Origin of the sequence: Acinetobacter sp. NBRC 110496 (genome assembly GCF_000876115.1) — a bacterium.
GTDB lineage: Bacteria > Pseudomonadota > Gammaproteobacteria > Pseudomonadales > Moraxellaceae > Acinetobacter.
In genome coordinates this window covers 1-23,993 of sequence record NZ_BBTF01000013.1, presented here as the reverse complement: position 1 = coordinate 23,993, position 23,993 = coordinate 1, and the positions used below count along the sequence as shown (strand labels likewise).

24 protein-coding genes, 3 tRNA genes and 3 pseudogenes are annotated in these 23,993 nt (G+C 41.8%); 21 read left to right on the top strand and 9 right to left on the bottom strand.

What is annotated here, in order from left to right; genetic code table 11:
• Positions 1 to 72 precede the first annotated feature (72 nt).
• The 8 genes from rpsM (at position 73) to Aba26S_RS08540 (ending at position 5,949) form a co-directional block, all read left to right on the top strand.
• Positions 73 to 429 carry a 30S ribosomal protein S13 gene (gene rpsM / locus Aba26S_RS08575; protein WP_004657696.1) on the top strand — a complete coding sequence of 119 codons (357 nt, stop codon included), beginning with the start codon at positions 73 to 75 and terminating at the stop codon, positions 427 to 429.
• A 19-nt stretch (positions 430 to 448) separates the two neighbouring features.
• Positions 449 to 835: a 30S ribosomal protein S11 gene (gene rpsK / locus Aba26S_RS08570; protein WP_004281491.1), complete on the top strand. Its 387-nt coding sequence runs from the start codon at positions 449 to 451 to the stop codon at positions 833 to 835.
• A 12-nt stretch (positions 836 to 847) separates the two neighbouring features.
• Complete coding sequence (gene rpsD, locus Aba26S_RS08565) at positions 848 to 1,474, top strand: 30S ribosomal protein S4 (protein WP_005238565.1); 627 nt, start codon at positions 848 to 850, stop codon at positions 1,472 to 1,474.
• An 18-nt stretch (positions 1,475 to 1,492) separates the two neighbouring features.
• Positions 1,493 to 2,500, top strand: a complete 1,008-nt coding sequence (gene rpoA, locus Aba26S_RS08560) for a DNA-directed RNA polymerase subunit alpha (protein WP_004657700.1) — start codon at positions 1,493 to 1,495, stop codon at positions 2,498 to 2,500.
• Between the two features lie 18 nt (positions 2,501 to 2,518).
• Positions 2,519 to 2,884, top strand: coding sequence for a 50S ribosomal protein L17 (gene rplQ, locus Aba26S_RS08555; RefSeq protein ID WP_004641032.1), 366 nt, complete (start codon positions 2,519 to 2,521; stop codon positions 2,882 to 2,884).
• A gap of 195 nt (positions 2,885 to 3,079) precedes the next feature.
• Entirely contained in the window at positions 3,080 to 3,577 is a 498-nt protein-coding gene (locus tag Aba26S_RS08550; protein ID WP_043971384.1) for a GNAT family N-acetyltransferase, read from the top strand.
• Between the two features lie 254 nt (positions 3,578 to 3,831).
• Positions 3,832 to 5,322 (top strand): NAD(P)/FAD-dependent oxidoreductase, encoded by a 1,491-nt coding sequence (locus tag Aba26S_RS08545; RefSeq protein ID WP_043971382.1) that lies wholly within the window; start codon positions 3,832 to 3,834, stop codon positions 5,320 to 5,322.
• 126 nt (positions 5,323 to 5,448) lie between these two features.
• A complete protein-coding gene (locus Aba26S_RS08540; RefSeq protein ID WP_043971380.1) occupies positions 5,449 to 5,949 on the top strand; it encodes a DUF2059 domain-containing protein in 501 nt (166 codons plus the stop codon).
• Positions 5,950 to 6,008: 59 nt separating this feature from the next.
• Here Aba26S_RS08540 and Aba26S_RS08535 read toward each other — a convergent pair whose 3' ends face one another.
• Entirely contained in the window at positions 6,009 to 7,181 is a 1,173-nt protein-coding gene (locus Aba26S_RS08535; RefSeq protein ID WP_005238572.1) for an acyl-CoA dehydrogenase family protein, read from the bottom strand.
• Between the two features lie 187 nt (positions 7,182 to 7,368).
• Between Aba26S_RS08535 and Aba26S_RS08530 the strand changes: the two genes are divergently transcribed.
• The 9 genes and pseudogenes from Aba26S_RS08530 (at position 7,369) to Aba26S_RS08500 (ending at position 14,118) form a co-directional block, all read left to right on the top strand.
• Complete coding sequence (locus tag Aba26S_RS08530) at positions 7,369 to 7,626, top strand: succinate dehydrogenase assembly factor 2 (RefSeq protein ID WP_005238573.1); 258 nt, start codon at positions 7,369 to 7,371, stop codon at positions 7,624 to 7,626.
• Complete coding sequence (locus Aba26S_RS21385; protein WP_005238574.1) at positions 7,619 to 8,008, top strand: hypothetical protein; 390 nt, start codon at positions 7,619 to 7,621, stop codon at positions 8,006 to 8,008. The genes Aba26S_RS08530 and Aba26S_RS21385 overlap by 8 nt, the downstream gene beginning before the upstream one ends.
• 207 nt (positions 8,009 to 8,215) lie before the next feature.
• Entirely contained in the window at positions 8,216 to 8,425 is a 210-nt protein-coding gene (locus Aba26S_RS08525) for a hypothetical protein (RefSeq protein WP_005238575.1), read from the top strand.
• 359 nt (positions 8,426 to 8,784) lie between these two features.
• Positions 8,785 to 9,900 carry a hypothetical protein gene (locus Aba26S_RS08520; RefSeq protein ID WP_005238578.1) on the top strand — a complete coding sequence of 372 codons (1,116 nt, stop codon included), beginning with the start codon at positions 8,785 to 8,787 and terminating at the stop codon, positions 9,898 to 9,900.
• Positions 9,901 to 9,976: 76 nt separating this feature from the next.
• Complete coding sequence (gene rrtA / locus Aba26S_RS08515; protein ID WP_043971375.1) at positions 9,977 to 10,552, top strand: rhombosortase; 576 nt, start codon at positions 9,977 to 9,979, stop codon at positions 10,550 to 10,552.
• 148 nt (positions 10,553 to 10,700) lie between these two features.
• Positions 10,701 to 10,871 (top strand): annotated as a pseudogene (locus Aba26S_RS21645) (hypothetical protein); the annotation flags it as partial.
• Positions 10,861 to 11,055: pseudogene (locus Aba26S_RS21640) on the top strand (hypothetical protein); the annotation flags it as partial. The pseudogenes Aba26S_RS21645 and Aba26S_RS21640, both read left to right, overlap by 11 nt.
• A 485-nt stretch (positions 11,056 to 11,540) precedes the next feature.
• Positions 11,541 to 13,745: a TRAP transporter large permease subunit gene (locus tag Aba26S_RS08505; RefSeq protein WP_005238586.1), complete on the top strand. Its 2,205-nt coding sequence runs from the start codon at positions 11,541 to 11,543 to the stop codon at positions 13,743 to 13,745.
• Positions 13,746 to 13,809: 64 nt separating this feature from the next.
• Complete coding sequence (locus tag Aba26S_RS08500) at positions 13,810 to 14,118, top strand: hypothetical protein (RefSeq protein ID WP_043971373.1); 309 nt, start codon at positions 13,810 to 13,812, stop codon at positions 14,116 to 14,118.
• A gap of 2 nt (positions 14,119 to 14,120) precedes the next feature.
• Here Aba26S_RS08500 and Aba26S_RS08495 read toward each other — a convergent pair whose 3' ends face one another.
• Positions 14,121 to 15,002: a DMT family transporter gene (locus tag Aba26S_RS08495; protein ID WP_043971370.1), complete on the bottom strand. Its 882-nt coding sequence runs from the start codon at positions 15,000 to 15,002 to the stop codon at positions 14,121 to 14,123.
• Positions 15,003 to 15,093: 91 nt separating this feature from the next.
• Positions 15,094 to 15,873 carry a helix-turn-helix domain-containing protein gene (locus Aba26S_RS08490; protein ID WP_043971367.1) on the bottom strand — a complete coding sequence of 260 codons (780 nt, stop codon included), beginning with the start codon at positions 15,871 to 15,873 and terminating at the stop codon, positions 15,094 to 15,096.
• Positions 15,874 to 15,992: 119 nt separating this feature from the next.
• On the opposite strand from Aba26S_RS08490, the gene Aba26S_RS08485 reads away from it, so the two are divergent.
• Positions 15,993 to 16,907, top strand: a complete 915-nt coding sequence (locus tag Aba26S_RS08485; RefSeq protein ID WP_043971364.1) for a DMT family transporter — start codon at positions 15,993 to 15,995, stop codon at positions 16,905 to 16,907.
• A 48-nt stretch (positions 16,908 to 16,955) separates the two neighbouring features.
• On the opposite strand, the gene Aba26S_RS08480 is transcribed toward Aba26S_RS08485, so the two are convergent.
• The 5 genes from Aba26S_RS08480 to rnr all read right to left on the bottom strand — a co-directional run bounded on the left by Aba26S_RS08480 (position 16,956) and on the right by rnr (position 22,890).
• Positions 16,956 to 17,408, bottom strand: a complete 453-nt coding sequence (locus tag Aba26S_RS08480; RefSeq protein WP_096911390.1) for a hypothetical protein — start codon at positions 17,406 to 17,408, stop codon at positions 16,956 to 16,958.
• 10 nt (positions 17,409 to 17,418) lie between these two features.
• Positions 17,419 to 17,625 (bottom strand): YheV family putative metal-binding protein, encoded by a 207-nt coding sequence (locus tag Aba26S_RS08475; RefSeq protein WP_043971358.1) that lies wholly within the window; start codon positions 17,623 to 17,625, stop codon positions 17,419 to 17,421.
• Positions 17,626 to 17,663: 38 nt separating this feature from the next.
• Positions 17,664 to 19,703, bottom strand: a complete 2,040-nt coding sequence (locus Aba26S_RS08470; RefSeq protein WP_043971463.1) for a M3 family metallopeptidase — start codon at positions 19,701 to 19,703, stop codon at positions 17,664 to 17,666.
• A 76-nt stretch (positions 19,704 to 19,779) separates the two neighbouring features.
• Positions 19,780 to 20,367 (bottom strand): hypothetical protein, encoded by a 588-nt coding sequence (locus Aba26S_RS08465; RefSeq protein WP_043971356.1) that lies wholly within the window; start codon positions 20,365 to 20,367, stop codon positions 19,780 to 19,782.
• 87 nt (positions 20,368 to 20,454) lie between these two features.
• Entirely contained in the window at positions 20,455 to 22,890 is a 2,436-nt protein-coding gene (rnr, locus tag Aba26S_RS08460) for a ribonuclease R (protein ID WP_043971352.1), read from the bottom strand.
• A gap of 260 nt (positions 22,891 to 23,150) precedes the next feature.
• On the opposite strand from rnr, the gene Aba26S_RS08455 reads away from it, so the two are divergent.
• From Aba26S_RS08455 to Aba26S_RS08445, 3 genes are all read left to right on the top strand, one after another.
• Positions 23,151 to 23,240, top strand: a tRNA-Ser gene (locus tag Aba26S_RS08455).
• 11 nt (positions 23,241 to 23,251) lie between these two features.
• Positions 23,252 to 23,328 (top strand) — tRNA-Arg (locus tag Aba26S_RS08450).
• Between the two features lie 46 nt (positions 23,329 to 23,374).
• Positions 23,375 to 23,451 (top strand) — tRNA-Arg (locus Aba26S_RS08445).
• Positions 23,452 to 23,572: 121 nt separating this feature from the next.
• Here the strand turns inward: Aba26S_RS08445 and Aba26S_RS21110 are convergent.
• A pseudogene (locus Aba26S_RS21110) lies at positions 23,573 to 23,993 on the bottom strand (hypothetical protein); the annotation flags it as partial.

The window sequence follows — 23,993 nt, the reverse complement described above, 5'->3', positions numbered from 1 at the left end:
AGGTTATTATCCGCCCCTCAAGATTTTTGTGGGGCGGTTGATTATCTTGACTGCCTTTTTGGAGAAAATTGAATGGCTCGTATTGCCGGTGTAAACATTCCGGATAACAAGCATGCTGTTATCTCTCTCACGTATATTTTTGGTGTAGGTCGCCACACTGCTAAGAACATCTTGGCTGCTGTAGGTATCACTGAAACTACAAAGATCCGTGAATTAGATGATGCTCAGCTTGATGCGATTCGTGCAGAAGTTGCTAAGGTTCCGACCGAAGGTGATTTACGTCGCGAAATTTCCATGAACATTAAACGTTTAATGGATTTAGGCTGCTACCGCGGTCTTCGTCATCGTCGCAGCTTGCCTGTTCGCGGACAACGCACCAAAACTAACGCACGTACCCGTAAAGGTCCGCGCAAACCTATTAAGAAATAAGATTTCTGGAAGCTAAAAGATGGCTAAAGATACTCGCGCACGCAAGAAGGTCACTCGTACCGTCTCTGAAGGTGTCGCACACATTCACGCTTCTTTTAATAACACCATTGTTACGATTACCGATCGTCAAGGTAATGCATTGGCTTGGGCTACCTCAGGTGGACAAGGCTTCCGTGGATCACGTAAATCAACTCCGTTTGCTGCTCAGGTAGCTGCTGAAGTTGCTGGTAAAGCTGCTTTAGATTACGGTTTGAAAAACTTGGACGTCCTTGTAAAAGGTCCTGGTCCTGGTCGTGAATCTGCGGTTCGTGCATTAGGTGCAGTGGGTTATAAAATTAACAGCATTACCGATGTGACTCCAATTCCGCACAACGGTTGCCGTCCACCTAAAAAACGTCGCGTGTAAGGAGAAACATTCATGGCTCGTTATATTGGTCCAAAATGCAAACTCTCTCGCCGCGAAGGGACAGACCTGCAATTAAAATCTGGCGTTAAACCGTTTGACGTTAAGACTAAAAAACATGCTAAAGCTCCTGGCCAACATGGCGGGGCTCGTGGTAGCAAACAATCAGAGTACTCACTACAATTACGTGAAAAACAAAAAGTACGTCGTATGTACGGTGTGTTAGAGCGTCAATTTAGTAACTACTACAAAGAAGCTGCTCGTGTGAAAGGCGCAACAGGTGAAAACTTGTTGAAATTGCTTGAAAGCCGTCTTGATAACGTTGTTTATCGCATGGGTTTTGGTTCTACACGTGCAGAAGCTCGTCAGTTAGTATCTCACCGTAGCATCACTTTGAATGGTCGTCGTGTTAACATTGCATCTATCCAAGTTAAAGCTGGTGATGTAATTGCAGTACATGAAGGCGCTAAACAACAATTACGTATTAAAAACGCAATTGAATTAGCTGCTCAACGTGGTATCCCTGCTTGGATGGAAGTTGACCATTCTAAGTTAGAAGGTACATTCAAAGCTGCGCCAGATCGTTCTGATTTACCTGCTGAAATCAACGAAAGCTTGATTGTAGAATTGTATTCTAAATAATCCTTGAGGTAGCAATAAATGACGCGTACTGCAAACGAGTTTCTAACTCCGCAAGCGATCAAGGTCGAAGCGGTGAGCGGGACCTCGGCAAAAGTGATTCTGGAACCTTTAGAGCGTGGCTTTGGTCATACTCTAGGTAATGCTTTACGTCGCATTCTATTGTCTTCTTTACCTGGCGCTGCTGTGGTTGAAGTGGAAATAGAAGGTGTCGAGCACGAGTACAGTACTTTAGAAGGCTTGCAGCAGGACATCGTCGAGCTCTTGCTGAACCTAAAAGGATTGTCTATTAAGCTGTTCGATCAAAATGAAGCATATTTAACATTAGAGAAACAAGGGGCAGGTGATGTAACTGCAGCTGACCTTCGTTTACCTCATAATGTTGAAGTGGTTAACCCTGATCATTTAATCGGTACTTTGAGTTCTACAGGTTCATTAAAAATGCGCCTGAAAGTTGCTCAAGGTCGTGGTTATGAAACATCTGACTCACGTTTCCCTGAAGGTGAAACACGTCCAGTAGGTCGTTTACAGTTAGATGCTTCTTATAGCCCAATCAAGCGTGTTTCATACACAGTAGAAAATGCTCGTGTTGAACAACGTACCGATCTTGATAAGTTAGTGATCGATCTTGAGACTAACGGAACTGTTGATCCAGAAGAAGCAATCCGCAAAGCGGCAACAATCTTGCAACAACAAATTGCAATTTTTGTTGATCTTCAGAAAGATCAAACGCCTGTTGCTCAAGAACCTCGCGAAGAAGTTGACCCGATCTTGCTTCGTCCAGTAGATGATCTCGAGCTTACTGTTCGTTCTGCTAACTGTTTGAAGGCAGAAAATATTTACTACATTGGTGATCTTGTTCAACGTACTGAAGTTGAGTTGTTAAAAACTCCTAACCTAGGTAAAAAATCGTTAACAGAGATCAAAGATGTTTTGGCATCGAAAGGTTTACAACTCGGCATGCGTTTAGAGAACTGGCCACCCGCTAGTCTCCGTATGGATGACCGTTTTGCCTATCGTAGCCGTTAATTAAGTAGGACTATCACCATGCGTCATCGTAATAGTGGTGTGAAATTAGGCCGTACAAGCAGCCATCGTAAGGCGTTGTTCCAAAATTTAACAAATGCTTTAGTAGAGCACGAGTTAATTAAAACAACTTTGCCTAAAGCGAAAGAACTTCGCCGCGTTGCTGAGCCTTTAATCACTTTAGCTAAAAACGATACAGTAGCAAACCGTCGTTTAGCGTTTGCTCGTACTCGTTCTGCAGCAACTGTTGGTAAATTATTTACCGTTCTTGGCCCTCGTTACAAAGAACGTAACGGCGGTTATCTTCGTGTTCTTAAAGCGGGCTTCCGTGCAGGTGATGCTGCACCGATGGCTTACGTTGAACTCGTTGACCGTGAAGTAAAATAATACTTCTACGTGTAGAACAGTCAGTTGTTCCAAAAAAGACCGGTGTAATAACCGGTCTTTTTTATTGTCTGGTTTTCATCAGCATTTGAAATAGAAAACTTTTAAATCATAATTTGCTGATCAATTGTCGTTCGTAGATCAGGCCGATGTGCTAAATTAAGCCGTGTCACTATAAAAAATTAAATATAGATAAATATGTTCGATGTTGAAATTAAAATTCTAACTGTGAATGAGCTCAATGATTTTAGGGCGATTAGACTCTCCGCTTTAGTGAACACCCCAGAAATGTTTGGTTCTACTTATGCCGTAGAAGTGCTGAAACCATTGACGTTTTTTGAAAGCTGCTTATCAAATTCAACTATCTTTGGTGTTTATCACCACAATAGTATTATCGGTTTAGCAGCTTTGACACGAGAGCTTGGGGTAAAGCTTTGTCATAAAGCCTATTTATCCAGCGTAGTTATTGAACCAGAATTTCAAAGACAAGGGATCGCCAGTCAATTACTGGATGCTGTCATTGAATATAGCAAAGACGATGTCGAACAAATTTTACTGAGTGTTGCCGATGATAATCAGCCAGCCATTGATTTCTATCAGAAACGAGGCTTTCAAGTTTATGGTGTAGAATCAAAGGCATTGAAAAATAAGGCAGAATATACAGATGAACTGTTAATGAAGCTTTTCTTGCGCTAGCATTTATTTGCAGCTGATGAGTTTTTGGATCTATTCTTTCAAATTGCTAACTTGTCCATCGCTACAAATTTCACCCTTTCATTCATCTCTTTGTTTAAAGAGATCCGATCAAAAAACTCAGGATTTTTCACCCATCAATTTCTTTAAAATGTCCCGAAGTGATATGAAAAAACCGATGAATGACCAAACTTGACATTGCGTATTGTCAAATTTGTGCTTTAATAAAGTCATGGTTTATACAGGGTATAAAAAAAATGGAAAAGCAAGTTGATGTATTAATTATTGGAGCAGGTATCTCAGGGATCGGGTTAGCTGTGCATCTGTCTAAGAACTGCCCACAACGTAAATTCGAAATCTTGGAACGTCGTGATAGCTTTGGTGGAACTTGGGATTTATTCCGTTATCCTGGGATTCGCTCTGATTCGGATATGTCGACTTTTGGTTTTAATTTTAAACCTTGGGCAAAAGACAAAGTTTTAGCGAGTGGTGCGGAGATCAAGGGCTATTTAAGTGATGTGATCAGTGAAAATCAGTTAAAAGAGAAAATTCATTTTGGCCATCGTGTATTGTCTGCAAACTACGATTCAAGCAAGAAAAAATGGTCGGTTGAAATCGAAGACAGCAATAAGAAAAAGCAAACCTGGTCAGCAAATTTTGTAATGGGCTGTACCGGTTATTATAACTACGATCAAGGCTATGCACCGAAGTTCCCGAAACAAGAAGATTTCAAAGGTCAATTGATTCATCCACAACACTGGCCTGAGAACCTAGATTACACAGGTAAGAAAGTGGTGATCATTGGTAGTGGTGCTACTGCAATTACCCTTGTTCCTTCAATGGTGAAAGGTGGGGCAGGACATGTCACCATGTTACAGCGTTCGCCTTCGTATATTGCCACGATTCCTTCAATTGACTTTATTTATGAAAAAACCCGTAAATTTATGTCTGAAGAAACCGCGTATAAATTTACCCGTGCACGTAATATCGGTATGCAACGAGGTATCTATGCCCTGGCACAGAAATATCCGAAAACTGTTCGTCGCTTACTGTTAAAAGGCATTGAATTGCAGTTGAAAGGTAAGGTGGATATGAAACACTTTACCCCGAGCTATAATCCATGGGATCAGCGTCTTTGTGTGGTACCAGATGGTGATTTATTCAAGGCATTACGTGAAGGCCATGCTGATGTTGAAACAGATCAAATTGAAAAATTCACTACCAATGGCATCCAGTTAAAATCGGGGAAACACCTAGAGGCCGATATCATTATTTCTGCAACAGGCTTGGAAATTCAGATTTTGGGTGGGATAAAAGGTACGATTGATGGCAAGCCAATGGACACCTCTCAACACATGCTCTATCAAGGTGTGATGGTCAGTGATATACCCAATATGGCAATGATTATTGGCTATATCAATGCTTCTTGGACATTGAAAGTTGATATTGCAGCGGATTATATCTGTCGCTTGCTGAATCACATGGATAAAAATGGCTATGACGAAGTGATTGCTCATGCCGATCCGGCATTACGTGAACACGATACAATTATGGGCAAAATGTCTTCGGGCTATATCGCACGTGCGGCCAATGTGATGCCGAAACAAGGGAAAAAGGCACCGTGGAAAATTACCAATAACTATCTAGCCGACCGTAAAGAATTGAAAGATGCATCATTCAGTGATGAAGTCTTACACTTCCATAAACGTGGTGAGCAAGTTGAGCGTAAACCAAAGTTAGTGTCATAACTCATTTATTTCGTTCATGAAAACCCTATGCACCTGCATAGGGTTTTTTATTTGTAATGCGGCTTTAAATCTAGGCAATATCGCGTATATTGAGCAGATTGAAACATTTAGATTAAGGATAATTCAATGAAGCACATCTTCATCTTGGGGACATTATTACTCAGTACACTCGCCTTTGCAGATGATCTAAAACAAAAGCAATTGATTGCACAAAAGTTGGTATCTGTAGATGGAACAGAGCAGGGCTTGCAAAATACCGATAAAATGATTGTCGAGCAAATTCGTATGCGTTTGCCAAAGGATCTACCTGAAAGCTTTTATACGGACTTAAGCAAGAACCTGAATAGTGAACAGCGTAAGCAATTTATTGTACAGCGTTATGTCGAGAGTTTTAGCGAAAAGGAATTACAGGCGGCTTTGAATTTCTATCAGTCTGCTGAAGGCAAGACTTGGGCAAAAAAGGCCAGTGATGTCGGTGCTGAAGTTGCACATTTCACCACTCAGAATGCCCGTACCGCATTAAATACCACCATGCAGCAATATATGGATAATCCTTCCATTAAGCAGCTCTCGGCACGCATGAATCCACAGTCAGCACAAGCCACAGAAAAGGCTGCTAAAAAATAAATAAAAATGGGATCATGCATTCGGCGTGATCCCATTTCGTATTCAATTGGATCGATTGATTAGAGCGTACGTGAAATCAGTTCTTTCATGATTTCATTGGTACCTGCATAGATACGATTGGCACGATTATCGATATAAGCGCGAGCAATTGGATATTCCAGCATATAGCCATAACCACCATGTAGTTGTAAACAATCATCCACGACTTTTGAGAACATATCTGAGATCTTGTATTTGGCTGCGGCAGCGGCATCAACCCCCAAGCTTTCTTCAAGTTGGAGTTCCATACATCGATCCAGATAGGTACGGCAAAAATCAATTTCAGTACGTAATTCTGCCAGCTTAAAGCGGGTATTCTGGAAGGTACTAATCGCTTTGCCAAAGGCTTTACGATCTTTAGTGTATTGCACGGTATGCGCAAAGGCTGCTTCTGCACCTGCTTGGCAGATAATCGCGACCAGCATGCGCTCCCAAGCCAATTCTTTCATTAACATGATAAAGCCCATGCCTTCCATTCCCAACAAGTTTTCTTTCGGGACACGGACATTATCAAAGAACAATTCACAGGTATCTTGGCCTTTCATGCCGATTTTATTCAATGGTTTGCCTTTGCTAAAGCCCGCACGATCTGCTTCCACAATCAGCAAAGATAAATTAGCTGAACCTTTTTCATTGTTGCCAGTCTTACAGACCACGATTGCCATGTCACAGAGATAACCATTGGTAATAAAGATCTTTGAACCATTGATGACATATTCATCGCCATCCAGTACCGCAGTCGTCCGTACTGCTTGAAGGTCTGAACCTGTTCCTGGCTCAGTCATGGCAATGGCCGTGACTGCTTCACCAGTGGCCATCTTTGGTAACCAGTATTGCTTCTGTGTTTCATTACCAAAGTTGTTGATATAATTGGCAACAATGTCGGAATGCAAAGAGAAACCAGTACTGGAATCCATGGCATAGGCTTGTTCTTCAATCAGAATCATGCTGTAAAGGCGGTCGACTCCTGAACCACCATATTGTTCTGGCATGGTCGTACAAAGCAAGCCAAGTTCACCTGCCTTATTCCATAAGTCACGGTCCACATGTTGTTGCTTCTCATATTTCTCAATATTTGGAACTACTTCTTTTTCATAGAATTTGCGCACGGTCTCGCGGAAGGCTTCATGATCTGAAGTAAACAGTTTGCGTGGAAGCATGTTTGGAACTGGACGAATAGCACCTGATTGCATTTGTTATTTTTCCCTAGTGTGTTGGATTTAAATCATCATGATCACCATACAAGAAATCGAAAATACTGAACAATGTGATCAATGCTCAATTTGATTGATGTATTTGGTCACTTGAGAAAAATCTCTAAGAACTTCATTGGCGAGATCAGGTACACTATGGAAAAATTGTTACATTGCGGAGCCCATCATGTCTGATGAAATGACACTGGAAGAGCGTAAGGTCGTGTATCGTGCACGTCGTGGTTTAAAAGAAATTGATGTGTATTTTGACCCGTATGTTAAAAACTACTATTTAACTGCCGATACGGCTGAAAAAGCCTTATTTGCAGAGCTTGTCGATCAAGAAGACCCTGATTTATTGGACTGGTTTATGGAAGTTGGGGAACCACCTCGTACAGAATTAAAAGACTTTATTCTCAAACTCAAACATTATGTACATGGCTAAGCATGTTTTTGAGTTGCAATACAGTAGGTTTGCGTTTGTGTTGCAACTCTTGCTGTTAATCTTTCTCCTGAGTTTACTCTATGCGTTAGTCAGCATTGGATGGTGGCTACTTAGTCTTCTAGGAATGACGATTTCTTGGTTTGTTTTTTTGAGACAGCCTCAGATCAGACGGTTTGAATACTTGGATCATCAGGACTGTTCATTCGAATTTTCGGATCCGACATTGAAAATTCAGCGTCGACAGATTGTTAAAATATTGGATCATCAACTCTATATTGCGCTCTATTTTTCTCATAAAAAGCATAAACCTTGCATCGTTTGGTGGGATCAATTGTCATACGCACAATGGAAAAAGTTAAAAATACGAGCAAAACTCAGCTGATTGTTTGACAATTATACAACTGTGCATAATTTAAAATAATATAAATTTCAAAGCCTTAAATTGTTTTTTTTGCTATTTTGATTAAATTGTTAGATTAAATACTCTAAAAAATCATAAAAGTAATGATTGTCAGACAATCTGACCATCAAGCCCGATTTATTTTCGTTAAAGTACAAATACCAACGTAAAGGGTGGTGGAGGTTCTAAATGGAAATTCCAACATGGTCGTTTCTGGTGATCGCAATTATTTTTGCGATTGTAGTAGGAAGAGCAGGAACTTTACTCAGGGAATATCTTGAATCACGTCAATCGCAACATGTTGCAGTGATCAAGAGAAAGAGATTGAAAGTGTCGTCAATATATCACTCTCCCGTGAATATCGATGATGAACGCCAATCTAGTATCTATCAAAAATAGATACACAAGTGTAGGAGGTCTCTATGGAGATTTCAATGTGGATGTTTCTAGTAATTGCAATCGTTATGGCGATCGTAGTAGGAAGAGCTGGGACATTACTCAAGGATTATTTTCAAAAAAACTAAAATATAAAGAGTTTCACGATTTTACCAGTTAATAAGTAGCATGTGCTGAACCGTCGCAATGCTACTTTTTTTTGCCTGAAATTTCTGTTGATGTGCCCAATTGTCAATTCTTTCGTCTGTGAATTGTGTCAAAATGTCCAAGTTAAAATTAGAGCAATTACTCTTTAATTCAAGTTTTGCATCTGATAATGTACAGCTAAAAGGAAAAAACAAATTATTAGAGGGACAGGAAGTATGTCTAAACTCCATAAAATTGGACAAGGTGTGGCGGTTACCGTTTTGGCAACATCAATGCTATCAGGATGTTCATATGTGATTAAAACGGGCGCCAATGTGGCACTTGGTTTTGGTGAGAAACATATTGTTCCACCGATTTTGGCAATGGATGATGCTGAAATGGTGTGTAATTCAGGTAATGCCTTAACTCCAGCGGTGATGTCAACCAAAGATATGGGTGCTGATCCAACCCGTATGGCCGTTTTACTTTATACCGCGTCGGGTGTTTGTGCGGAAAATCAGGCCTTGGAAGCAGAGTTGCGCTATTTACGTGCATCCAAATCAGGTCAGGTTTCTGAGGCACAAGATGCGCGTATTGAACAAAAACGTTGGGCTGCGATTGCGGCAGAGCGGCAATATGCGGGTTATCAGTTATTTGCCAACCGTTGGGAAACTAAATACAAATATAAACTAGGTGACTCATGTCCAACCATGCGCAATGATCTTGATCAAACCGTGTATTTACTTGGAATGGTGAGTGGCTTACAAGCTATGACCAATGATATTAACTCGGGTGGTGCAGTTAACGTGCCTAAAGATATTGCCGGGATTGTTGAACGTGGTATGACCTGCTTGGACAACGAAAAATTCTGGGGCGCGCCAATGGCGACCCGTGCAGTGATCTGGACTTTATTGCCAGGAGCGGGTGATGGTAAGCCTGAACCTTATGCAACCATGAAACAATCGATGCAAATTGGCGAGAAAAAAGGGGTACGTCTGGCACATGCTTTATATGCTGTTGCAGCCCAGGCGAGCGGTGATGATGCCAAGTTACGCGATGCATTCCGTTCTTATGCGAAGGCGACAAGTGATGATAAGCCTGCTAATCCACAGTTCCGTTTAATTGATAGAATGGCGGGTCTAATGGTGCGTGGTATTGCAGATCGTTACTGGACTGAGCATACCGGTGTTAGAGCGGGTGATGAAGGCTTAACTACTTTCTGGGATGATAAACAAGAAAGTTCGGCAGAATTAGACTCGCTGTTTGATGGTGGTGAGGGGGCTCCTGCGCAAGATCAAGTCGCTCCAGTACAAGATCAAGCCGCACCAGCACAAGAAACACCAGCTGAGTAACCTGAATTAAACGACCTTTTATAGGTGAAGCATCTAAACTTATAGAAGGTCGGTTTTTTCAAAAGGTGAGCGATAAATGAAAGATCAAATATGGATAAGCAAAATCATTTTGATCGCGATATGTATTTCCATATCGGCTTGTCTGCAAGTTTTTTCTGATCATTTTATTTATTGGCGACCCATCTTGCTTGACGAATTTTGGCGCATCTGGACTGCACACTGGGTACATGTCGGTTGGATTCATTTTCTGCTCAATATGATGGCCTTTGCTTGTTTGCCTTTTATTTTTCCGCATGTGCGCAATTGGCATCTAGGTGCATTATTGTTGATTTTGCCACCATTCATTAGTCTGATTTTTTATTTTTATTTACCTTATGTTGATGCTTATGCTGGACTTTCTGGAGTCTTGCATGGTCTCTATACCGCAGTCGGTGTAGTGTATTTGCAATATAAGAATGAACGAAAATTTGCAATCTTGGTGCTGGCATTAATTGCTGCCAAACTCATTTGGGAAAATACCTTTGGACAAACAGGGACAGCACAGTTGATCGGGAGTCCTGTGCTGACCGAAGCACATTTGATTGGCGCAATTGGTGGTCTGCTCTGTGGTATGGCTTATTTATTGATAAAAAATATAAAAATGAGAATGTAATAATCATTTGATAAATAAACTTAATAATATTTCAGTGGGTGTATAGAGGGATTGGTTATAAAGAGAATAAATCTATTCTCTATTGACCATGTACATTGAAAACTCAGCATCTTCGGAGGGATGTTGATCACAATAAACTGGAATAGATATGCAAGATGATGAACAGAAAAAATCTGGGTTAGGTCTATTGAGTAATATTTGGACCGAGTGGATATCAACTTTTATTTTCCTTTTTTTATTGCTTATTCGCTGGATTATTGGTACTGGAGAGATGATCCATGGCCAGTTATTACGGAAGGGGGAGCTTCTATATGGTGATTATTATAGGAGGTGCTTTTACTTTCTTTATGGTTTATCCGATGAGGCAAGCAACCGATCTGGGCCAGTTGGTTGAAATTTGAAGTATTTTCCTGAATCTAACCTTGTTTATCTGGGCGGGGATGTTGTTAAAACAGATGCGGATTGTCGATTTGTTTCTCAATATCTGGCGTCCCTGCAATCTCGTTTCCTAAACCTTGACCTGATTGATCGAATCGCTGCTAAAAATCAAACAAGCGATTTGTTGATCGGTAGAGTGGGTGATTAAGGAGCAGAGAGTCATAAGAGCTAGGTTGAAACTTATGACAATTATTATGTGATTAAAGATCGATACAGTTATGTTATAAATAGACGGAAAAGATTGAATAGCTTGCTTTAGGGTTAAACGCTCTGACCGTTTGAACAACGGTAAAAGTTTATTTAGGCTGTTAAATTTGTAATCAAAATAAGGATGAAATGCGAGGGTAGTCGAGAGAGTACATATAAATTGATAAAAACAACCAATAAAAAAGTGATTGCAGTCATTCTTTTTTCTAGAAGTTTGCTGCAAATTTAAGCTGTTAAAAAAGGACTGGTGATTCGATGGGTAAATGCATTTATCCATCAACCATGGACATCGCATGATTCAACATCTTCGGATGGATGTTGATAACAATAAATTGGAATAGACATGCAAAATGATCAAGAGAATAAGTCTGGATTAGCCCGGTTAGGCACTATCTGGAATGATTGGATATCAACCTTCATTATTCTTGCCTTGTTGCTAATGACTTTGCTTATTGGTACAGGCGAAATGATTCACGGTCAGATGCTTCGTATGGGGGAGCGTCTTTATGGTGATCAAACAACGGGGATGCAATATTCGTTTTTACGTGCGGAACCTGAAAAACCATCTTGTGATCGGCATCCAAACATTGATGCACAAGTTCAAGCGCAGATGAAAGCGAATGCTGCTGATGAGTTTGCGAGTATGTTTGGGGCTGCCTCTGAATCTGATGTTCGTGCCTCGCTATTAGCGGCACAACAACAATGTGAAGAAAAATATCAGTTCTATGATAAAGCGATGAAGCACTTGGAAGAGCATCCAAGTATTCGTACTTATCGTAAGGTTGAAACGACTTTCTTCGGTATCTTTAAATACGGTACTGAAAATCAAACAGTTATTTTATTGATTATGGTGTTGTTTGCTTCTATTACGGCATCTTTACGTTATCACCATATTAGTTTACGTGCACCTAAAACCAAGATTGATTTCCGTGTCTATTCTGCGTTGATGGTTGCGGGTAATGCATTGCTCAGTTATTCAGTATTGAGTCAATATCATTCAGTATTAAACTCGGGTGTAGAGGTTGCAGGCAAAACGACGGTATTGTACTGCTTGTGGATCACCTTATTTGTATCTCTCACCATCATTAGTATCTTCCAGTTCATTTTTATTCCAAAGTCTGCCCAACCGAATGGAAACTTTGGTTTGGCAGTATTGAGTGTTCCGCTGTATGCCTTCATGTCTCTGGTAACAGGGATTGTATTTACCTTCTTCATGGATTATCCAATGGGGCAAGGGATCTACTTAGGTATTCTGGTTGAGTTCTCGGGTATTTTCTTAAATCTGGCATTGTTCATCTGGGCTGGTATGTTGCTGACCCAAACCCGTGTCATGGATTTATTCTTAAACATCTTGCGTCCTTGGAACTTGGCACCAGAGACCTTAACTTGGTTGATCTTGATTGCAGCCGCGATTCCGACAGCCTATACAGGGGCTTCAGGGATTTTCGTTATTGCAGCGGGTGCGATCATTTATAAAGAAGTGTGGAACTCGGGTGCACGTCGTCAATATGCCTTAGCGGTCTCAGCGATGTCGGGCTCTTTGGGGGTGGTGATTCGTCCATGTTTATTGGTCATCCTGATTTCAATGCTGGATAGCCGTCATGTCACATCGACTGAATTATTTGATCATGGTATCTATGTCTTCTGGTTAACTGCATTCATCTTCCTCGGAGTTTCTCTGATTCTTGCTGAAGAAAAATTCCGTGTGAACTCGCCTAAAATTGCGGTTCCTGGCATGTTGCGTGCCTGCGTACCCGTGATTCCTTATGTGGTCATTGGTTTTGCGGTGGTGATGTTCTACAAGCTAGCTTTAGATACCTCAATCAATGAATTTACCGCACCAATGATTTTGCCATTGGTGTTGATTGCCATGATCTTGTTTGACAAGTTATTTGCATCGAAACTTGCACCTGCTCCAGTGGTTGATGTTCAGCATGAAGCCTTGGTTCGTGAACACGAGAAAAAATCTGAGTTCCTGAAATCACATGATCCACATGGCAGCAAAAGCCTTGGTTTTGGTGGAGCACTACGTTTTGCAACTTCAGAAACGGTGGGGCATATCGGCGCTTTAATCTTGCTGATGGCCTTGTCTGCGAGTGTGGGAGGATTAATCGAACGGGCTGAAGTGGTGGAGTTATTGCCAACTCATCTGGGTAATATCTATATTTCACTTGCCTTTATTGCACTGCTTCTTGCAATTATTGGAATGACCACTGATCCATTTGGTGCGGTGATTCTAGTTGCTGCGACGGTTGCACCAGTGGCTTACGAAAATGGTATCCATCCGATCCACTTCTGGATGATCGTATTGGTGGCATTCGAATTTGGTTATGTAACACCACCTGTTGCCTTGAATCACTTGCTGACGCGACTCTCCGTCGGGGATGAAGAGGTCTCGGCCGCCGATCGGGAAGCAAAAGAAAAATACACCAGTTTCTACTTCCGTTATGAGCGTTGGTTATTGCCGATTATCGTATTGTTCTCATCTTTGGTATTGGTGACTTATGCACCATATGTCTTCCAGATGTTTGGTTGGTATAAACATTAAGCGTTGAACCTAAAAAGCACCTTCGGGTGCTTTTTTATTGTTATTTTATTGAATAGGCTAATCTATGAAAGCATTGAGCCAGAAAGAATATCAGGCAACCTTTTTCCCTCCCATGTTAGATGTTACGGAGAGTGCCGAGGAAATTGTAGATTTATGGGGCTATGCTGATCTTGTGATTGAACAGTGGTATCATTCCTGTACGGCTTGGGAATGGTATGTGAAACATATTTATGAAACTCAAGATGGGCAATTCCAGCATATTAATATCCCAGTACCCTTAGATAATACCTATCTTGTGGTCGTTGTTGATAAGCCGAAACGGGAAATTCTAGGTCACTATGTACTGGATTTACACCCTGATCCAAAGTCATGAACTTACAATACTGACTTTTTTGACCTTTGTATTAAAGGGCTACATAACAAAATCGCTGAGAGAATAATGCCAAAACCAATCACGCTATATAAGTCAGGCACTTCATTCCACAGTAAAAAGCCCCAAAGTCCTGCAAAGATAATTGCAATATAGTTGACTGGCGCAATCTGCCCAGCAGGGGCCAGACGGTAGGCATGTGACATAAATATCTGGCTGACATTGGCCAGTACACCTGCACCAATCAAAAACAATAATTCTTGTAAATGATAAGGGCGCCATACCCAAAACATCGGAATGACAGACAATAAAGAACCAATCAAGCAGAAATAAAACACAATACGTTCAGGCGGTTCGGTTTGAGTCAGGGCACGTACTGTGACAAAGGCCATCGAGGCCAACAGGCTGGAGCTGATCCCGACAACAGAAATCCAGTTGAATAAGCCTTGATCAGGCTTGGCCACACAGAACACCCCGATAAAGCCGAGTGTTGCAGCAACTAGCATCGCCGTCGTGACTTTTTCTTTGAGAAACAGCCAAGCAATCAGCGGAATAAAAATCGGAGATGAGTAGGTAAACACCATGGCATTGGAAAGTTTTAAATGCGCAATCGCATAGAAAAAGCCATACATGGCAGCAAGCCCGACAATGCTACGCCAAGTATGCATCCACAGTTTTTCTGTTTTTACAAAACTAGTTCCTTGTTTAAATATAAAAGGCAAAAACAGGATCAACCCAACCACATTGCGGAAAAATACAATGGTGTAGTTATCGACGCTATGTGAAGCATAACGAATACAAATGCCCATTACAGAAAAAAGCAGCGCAGAAAGGGTAAGGCAACCAATCGCCATCATCAGGTTGCGATTGGTGTGTTGAGCATCCATAGCGATTCGGGTATTGGAAGATTGCGCTTATTTTATGCTGCTGTAAGGATGAAAGGAATGAGATTCTTCACCCAATCTATGCTCAGGACACTTAACTCAATGTGTCAGAAAATTGTTTCAGATAATCACTGGGTGTCATGCTGGTTTCACGCTTAAACATGGCACTAAAGGCACTTGGACTGTCATAGCCCAAGTCCAAGGCAACATTTAAAACGGGTTTGTTCAGAGACAAATCAATCATGGCTTGCATCAGTTTGGCTTGGCGTACCCAGTGAGAAAAATGCAGACCAGTTTCATTCTGGAAATGCCGTGCCAGAGTTTTACTGCTGATATGCAGTTGCTGTGCTGTCTCTTCGAGCCCCCAGTCCAAGGCCAAATTGTCTTTAATTCTTTGGCACAGTTGCAAAAGCTTGGGGCTTTGAGGGTCGGGTAAGTTAAAGGCCAAAGCAGGTAATAAGCGCACTTCGTCCAGAATGAGTTGCAGCAGTCTTTCATCACGACTATTCGGCTGGATGGCTGTTTTGATCTGCATTGCGCTACTCATTAGCTCTCGTAGTAAAGCAGGAATGGCAACCACACGGCATTCTGAACTCAGATGCGTTTGTGCTGAGGTTTCTATAAAAATCCCTCGGGCTTTGACATCACCGCTACTGAGTAGGGCATGTGGTTTATGCGCTGGAATCCAGACCCCACGTCCAGGCGGGGTAATCCAAATCCCCTCATGCGTTTGTACCCGAATCACGCCAGAAAGAGTATGAATCAATTGAATTCGGTCATGACTATGCCAATCCTCGATATGCCCATGCGGATAGTTTTCCGAAAAAGCATAAACGGGATAATCCATAAATCCATGTTGAAAATTTTTTCCCATCTTGGCAGATATCCTGAATAGATTGTCTGTTTTTCGATAGTAGTCGTCTTATTATCGAGGAACAGTGCATTGATTATTTTTTAGCATGACTGGTACTGCAATGTATAGGTATCTAGATCATGATCCAGAAAGCGTATTTTTATCCCTTATTGGCCATTTTGTTTTGGGCGGGCAATGTGGTGGTGTCGAAAATGGCCAGCCATGCTATTTCGCCTGTGGCGATTACGTTTTATCGTCTGGTGCTGGCACTCGCCGTGATGAGTACCTTTGTGCTGATTCCAGTCTGGAGAAATCGCAAAACCATTCAGCAGTACTGGAAACAATTGGCATTAGGTGGCTTTCTGTCCGTGTCTCTCTTCCAGTTTTTGTCTTATCAGGCGGCATCGACCACGACGGCGACCAATATGGCGATTGTAACGGCATTGATTCCTTTGCTGACCATGATTTTAAGTAGTGTGATGCTGAAAGATCGGCTAAGTTACGGCATGTTGTTTGGCGGTGCCTTATCTTTTTATGGCATCTTGTATTTGCTGAGTCATGGTTCAATTACAGATATCTGGAAGCAAGGAGTGCATTTGGGTGATGGTTTGATGCTGATTGCTGCGGCTGGTTATGCCCTATATGGGGTGCTATTAAAGCGTTGGAAAATGCCAATTCCTGCATGGCAATCGAATTTTGTACAATCCTGTTTTGCGATTGTCTATGTATTGCCTTTCTTTATCTTCTTGCCTGCTTCGCAAATGCAATTGAACCAACAGACTATTCCCTTAATTGTCTATGCCAGTATTTTTTCGTCAGTACTGTTGTCGTATTTATGGATCGAAGGAGTAAGACATTTAGGGCCAAATCGAAACAGTATTTTTATGAACCTTTTACCTTTATTTACTGCGTTGATTGCGGTGGCCTTGTTGGGGGAGCATTTACAGATGTTCCACTACATTGGCGGTGGTTTAACTTTGCTGGGCATTCTAATTGCACAGACGATTCAAAAGCCAATTCAGTTTAAACAGGGTACCAAGCAAATTTTAGATTAAAGGGCGATGATATGAAAAAGCATTAACTGCTGTTAATGCTTTTATTTATCAAGATTTACTTTGTGCCGCAATTTGGGCTTCTAGCAGTTTGATTTGATCTTCTTTCAATTTCAGCAGAGTATCAACATCGTTATGTTGCTGCTTTAATTCATGCTGCTGGTCTTGCAATTGTTGATGAATATCATCCAGTTTGGCAATTTCTTCTTTTGCCAAACTATCATTTACAGGCAAGGGGTCTTTCACAATCGATTCTTCAACCAATTGGATTGGAGCAGCAACATCACTTGTTGCGGTGCTCACCTCATCAGACGTGGCAGCTTCTGCTTGCGCAGGAGCAACGGTTTTTTCTGCAACAGGCTGTGCAGATGTGGACACGGTTGATTGCTGGTCTTTTTGTGCTAGAAACCATTGGACAGCAAGGAACAGCACCACAACAACACTCATTCCACCAATTATTATCCATAATAATTTGGAATTTTCTGTTTGGTATGCGGACATCACTTTAAACCTTCTAGTCAAAATGACGAGGTTTGAACTGTATCACCCCAATTTCATCTGGCTCAGCGGATTGCGCCGGTTCCACGTGGGTCGGGCGCTTTTCGCTATAAGCACATTCGATACATTCAATCCACTCGTCATCCACAGTGATGATCTTAACCACACGATCTAAGGCTCCACATTTTGGGCATTTTGCGCCCGCGATGAACTGTCTTTTCATGTCAGTTAATTACACCCTGTGAACAATAATGACGTAGTTTAAGCGGTTTTATCGGTGTTCGTCCAACCTTGATGGCGTAATAATGCATCTATTTTCGGTTCTCTTTTTCGGAAATTGCGAAACGCATCAAGTGCTGTATCTTTTCCGCCAACTGCTAGAATAAACTTTCTAAACTCTTTTCCAGTCTCGGTATTAAAAATACCTTCGCTTTCGAAACGATCGAAGGCATCACTGGCTAAAACTTCTGCCCATTTATAAGAGTAGTAACCTGCCGCATAACCACCTGCAAAAATATGACTAAAGCTGTGCTGGAAACGGTTATAAGCTACCGTGGGAACCACGGCAAATTGATCACGGATATCGTCCAATGTCGTTTGGATTTGCTGACTGTTTAAGGCTGGTGCTTGGCGGTGAATGCTGAGATCAAACAATGCAAATTCAATCTGACGCAAGGTTTGCATACCAGACTGGAAGAAACGTGCATTCAACAATGCAGATAGCAATTCTTGCGGTAAAGTCTGTTTAGTTTCGGTGTGCTCACTGAGTACATCCAAACTTTCATTGTCCCATGCCCAGAATTCCATAAACTGGCTTGGTAACTCCACTGCATCCCACGCCACGCCGTGAGTACCTGCTACCGAGATATTATCCACTTCGGTGAGCATATGATGTAAGCCATGACCAAACTCATGGAATAAAGTAATCACTTCATCGTGGGTGAGGAGCGCAGGTTGGTCGCCAATCGGTGGGGTGAAGTTACACACCATATAGCAAATCGGTTTTTGTAGACCCTTGGCGGTTTGTACACGAGAACGGAAACCGCTCATCCATGCACCACCACGTTTTCCGTTACGGGCATATAAATCGAAGTAGAAACCGCCGACCACTTGGCCTTGATCTTCAATTTCGAAATAACGGACATCATCTTGCCAGACAGGGGCTTGGCGCTCAACGATCTGGATGCCGTAAAGGCGTTGTACGATCTGGAATAAACCTTGTACCACTTTGGGTGCAGGGAAATAGGGTTTCAATGCTTCTTGAGAAAGATTGAACTGTTGTTGTTTCAACTTCTCAGAATAGTAGGTTGCATCCCACGGTTTTAACTCTGCAATGCCATCTTGTTGTGCAATCGCTTTCAGTTCTGCAATTTCGGCAAGCGCTGGGGTACGCGCATGTTCTGCCAGATCAACCAAGAATTGATTCACCGTTTCCACATCAGGTGCCATTTTGCTGGCAAGGGAATATTCAGCGAAGTTGTTGAAACCAAGCAGTTGCGCCATTTCTTGGCGTAAGCTCAGGATTTCCTCCATCACCGGGGTATTGTCAAATTCAGTCTTATCAGATTGTTCTGAGGCGCGGGTGACATAGGCCTTATACAACTCTTCTCTTAATTCACGATCATCCGCATAGGTCATAATTGCAAAATAAGCAGGGAAGTCGAGTGTGGCAACGGCTTGTTCAAGCTCACGTTGTTGTCCGTATTGTTTTAACAATTCAACACTGCTTTGCGGCAGGCCTTTGAGTTGTGCTTCCGTTAAAGGTTTAAAGTAAGCTTGGGTTGCATCGAGGACATGATTGGAAAAGTCTGAAGACAGTTGGGATAAACGAGCCGAGATTTCAGCGTAACGCTTTTTGGCTTCACCTTGGAGTGCAACACCTGACAGTTTAAAGTCACGTAACGCGAGTTTGATCGCGCTTTGTTGTGCTTCGCTCAGCGTTTGAAATACGGCGCTGTCATGGATCTGTTGATAGGTTTGATACAACGCCGTATGTTGTCCAAGCTGCGTATAGTACTCACTTAAACTCGGTAACAGCGCTTGATACACTTCACGGGTTTCAGCATTGTTCATGACCGCATTCAGATGCGACAAAATGCCCCACGATTCACTCATGTTATTTTCAAGTTGGTCGACTTCTGCCAAGGTTGCCAGTTGGGCTTCAGGGCTTTGCGGAACTTCATTGAGTTGGTTTAAGAAGTTTTGACCGTTTTGAATGGTCTGTTCAATCTGTTGTTTTAAATCGGCAAGTTGAATTTGATTAAATTGAGGAACGGGAAGCGTTGCTTGTTGGAGTGTCATTGTATTTTTGCCATATTCATCTTTAAACATAGTTATAGATGTAGGGCTTAGTGGGGAGGAAATCAAGGTTGATTGATTATTTATTCGTTGGGTTTTGCGTTGCGACCTGGATTTTATCAATCGATAGCACATAGGTACCAAAATAACTTTGACGTGTCGATAACTCCAATTTGAGTTGATGGTTTTTATACACCTGATATTCAGTCGAGGTCATTCTAAAGATCGGTATGTTGGAATAAGCTGTTTTAAAAAAATAGATAGTTCCCTGTCTGGTGTGCTTTTTTTCGACAATCGCTGACGCCTCTATTATTTGCAAATCTCCAGTGATATACGTCCAGATCATTGGAAGCGTACCGGCTAAGTTGAGCCAGAGTACGGGAATAATGAATAAAGGGAAAATAAATAAAGCATAACGTTTAGGTTGTTTTTGTACTTTTTCCCATTGTCTAGGAATCACCCATTCCTGTCTTTTTTTCAAATAGAGAAAATAAATAAGGAGTAAGGCATAGAGGAAACAAGCAATGATTAAGGCGACAATTTCTACCGTAAAGTTAGGTGAAAAATCACTCCAAAATACAGAAATAGCAGCACCGATTGTGAGAAAGAAAAAGAGGATAGAAAAGTAATGGTGATAATAATATTTTGTGATACGGTAGTGAGTCATTCGGATTTTATTTATATTTAGAAATAGTCTATCTATTCATTATATAACAAAAAATAAGAGAGCCGAAGCTCCCTTGTCTTTTCAAAATTATTCAGCCTTTGTTTTCGCGTTCGACTTTTTCTTTTTCACTTTCTTTTTGGCCTTTTCTTTGATTTCTGGTTTAGCAGACGCTTTTTTAGCTGGCTTTTTGCTATAAGAGCTTGGTTTGTTCTTATCCTTTTTCTTACGTACAGGCTTCTCACCATCTTCACTGACTTTAGACTTCGTAGATGCCGGTTTGCCAAAGACTTCTTCAGTTGTTGAAGTACGATTTGAGCTAGAAGGATTCGCAGTACGAGGGGCTTTCTGGCGAATTACACGGCCTAAATGCGTCAGCTGCTGGACCAGTTGGAAGTCAATTTTACGTTCTTCCAGATTTACACCAGCCACTTGAATCTTGACTTCATCGCCGAGGCTAAACGATTGACCTCGATTCTGACCGATTAAGCTTTGGCTGGCCTGATCATACAGGAAGAAGTCTTCACCCAATTGGCTGACATGAATCATGCCATCGACATATAAATCTTTGAGCGTTACGAATAGACCAAATTCTGTCACCGCACTAATGATACCAACAAACTCATCACCTAAATGCTGTTGCATATAATGGCACTTCAACCAAGTCGTCACGCTGCGTGAAGCTTCATCGGCACGACGTTCAGTTTGTGAGAAATGCTCGCCCGCATCATCTAAAGCAGCACCAGACAATGGGTAAGGTTTCTTAGCGAGATAGGCTTTAATGGCACGGTGTAACAATAAATCTGGGTAACGACGAATTGGTGAAGTGAAATGCGTATAGGCTTCATAAGCAAGACCGTAATGTCCGGCATTGTTTGCACCATAATAGGCTTGCATCATTGAACGTAACAGCACCGCATGGATACTTGGCGCATCTAAACGATCTTTGGTCGCTTCAATCACCGCTTGATAATCGGCTTGAGTAGGTTGTTCTGGGAATGGCAAACCGAGCAATTTGACAAAATCACGTACTTTTTGAATACGTGAGAATTCAGGTGCCTCATGCACACGATATAACATTGGAATATCATGTTCTAAAGAGTATTCAGCTGCAGCAACGTTGGCCAACAACATACATTCTTCAATCAGTTTATGCGCATCATTACGGGTACGTGGCAAGATTTCTTTGATGCCGCCTAACTCATCAAAGGTCATGTAGGTTTCAACGGTTTCAAATTCCATTGCATGACGTTTGGCCCGTAACTCTTTCAATGTTTGATAGAGCTGGAATAAGGTATTTAGTGATTTATGAATGGTCTTGTCTTCAAGAATTGCATCTGTTGCCCCTTCAAAATATTGACCAACTTGGGTATAGGTCAAACGGGCTTTGGAATGCATTACTGCAGGGTAGAACTCATAACCTGTGACTTTACCTGCACGAGACAGTTTTAAATCGCAGACCATACATAAACGGTCAACATGTGGATTTAAAGAACAGAGGCCATTGGATAATGCTTCTGGCAGCATCGGCAGCACGAAATGTGGGAAATAAACAGAGGTTCCACGTTCTTCAGCTTCTTCATTTAAAGGTGAGTCTAAACGAACATAGTGACTGACATCTGCAATCGCAACCACAACTCGGTAACCACCACCTGCACGTTTTTCTGCAAAAACGGCATCGTCAAAGTCGCGTGCATCTTCGCCATCAATGGTGACCAGTGGTAGATCTCGTAAATCAACACGACCTTTAAGATCTTTTGCCGAAGGTTCTTTAAAACTCTCTGCTTCTTTAATCACCGCTTCCGGGAATTCATAAGGTAGACCAAACTCTAGAATGGTTTGCGGAATAATAATCTCGGTATCGGCTTTATCTGACATCGATTGAACAATGTGACCTGTCGCCAGCTCTTCACGGGTCGGGTAGTCATCAATCGCGACACGCAGCATATCACCCACTTTGGCATTGGCGTGTTGAATCAATTCTTTTTCAAGGGTAATCGGTTGATGCTGATTCGGATTACTTGGTTGAATAAAGTATTCACCTTCATGCTCAGACACTTTACCAATAATTTGTTTGACGCGACGTTGCACCACTTCGGTAATAAAGCCCCATGCTTTACCTTTACGGTCAACTGAGGTCTGACGGACCTTAACTCGATCGCCATTAAAGACCAAACGTAACTCACGTTCAGGCAGCAGTACATCATTCTGTCCCGCAATGTTGGCAGTCCCCAAACCTTTACTATTAATATAGACCGTTGCTTCGTGGCTTGGTAAATCGGTTGCAGGCTGGTATTTAAATCCATCCTTCATCAATTGTCCGTCACGGACCATCGCACTTAAACGATGATTCAAGGCATCGATACTTTTTTGATCGGGGATATTAAAGTGGTCGACAAGCTCTGCATGAGACTGTGCAGTTTTTAGTTGTTCTAATGTAGTTAAAATAAGAGTTCGGCTAGGAATAGGATTATCGTAACGTTGCGCTTCTGCTTTTGCTTCGGGATCGGCCCAATTTTTAGTCATATCGTTTCATTTCACATCTGGCAGATCGGTTTAGCATAAGTCATTCAAACTCTAACTGCACGTCAAAGATTGCAAGATTCTGTTTATTGCCCCGATCCAAATAAAGGAGATAAGCCTATATTAACAAGCACGGCGCTAAAAAATGCTGAAAAAATGCGAAAATTGATTAAAAAGTATTTGATTGAACTGAAAAAGAAGAAAAAAACAGGAACATCCCTTGTGTAATGTGGTTTTAGTTTGTATTATTACGCTCGTGTTACGGTGAGATGGGTGAGTGGCTGAAACCACATCCCTGCTAAGGATGCATACGGGTAACTGTATCGAGGGTTCGAATCCCTCTCTCACCGCCACTTTACTTAAAGCGCTCATAGCTCAGCTGGATAGAGCACTTGGCTACGAACTAAGGGGTCGGGAGTTCGAATCTCTCTGAGCGCACCAAGTAAAGATTTAAAGTAACACATGCCTCATTGGCAACATAAGTAATGCGCTCATAGCTCAGCTGGATAGAGCACTTGGCTACGAACTAAGGGGTCGGGAGTTCGAATCTCTCTGAGCGCACCAACTTAATAAAAGAAACCGCTTAATTGCGGTTTTTTTGCGCCTGATATTTGTGAACCGCATGTGAGTAATCGCATAAATATAAAAAAGCCGCTGATGACAGCGGCTTTTTTTATGAATTGATTTAGAAATGATTCACTGAACTTAATAGATGATCTGTAAGTGAATTTAATGGTGATTGAAGTGACACAAGATCTGTTAAAGAACCACCATTTGGATGTGGTTCGCCAACAGCAATGCCTGAAGCCACTGTTCCTGTCAACGCATCTAAAATTCCATCTATGCTTCCATGTGCATTGTAATCGCCATGTCCAACACTAATATTGATTAGATTATTGAGACTATCTAGTGATCCATCGCTGGCTAAGTGGCCTACATGATTTTGAAGCGCATCAATCGCGATATTACCATTACTAATGACGGTTTGGATCGGTTGAGCAATACCTGAAATCACATCTGCGCTATTTACACCATGGTTAAGCGTACCCAGAATATCTGTAATTGAGCCAAGATGATTGCTACCACCACCTGTAATACCGCCAGTG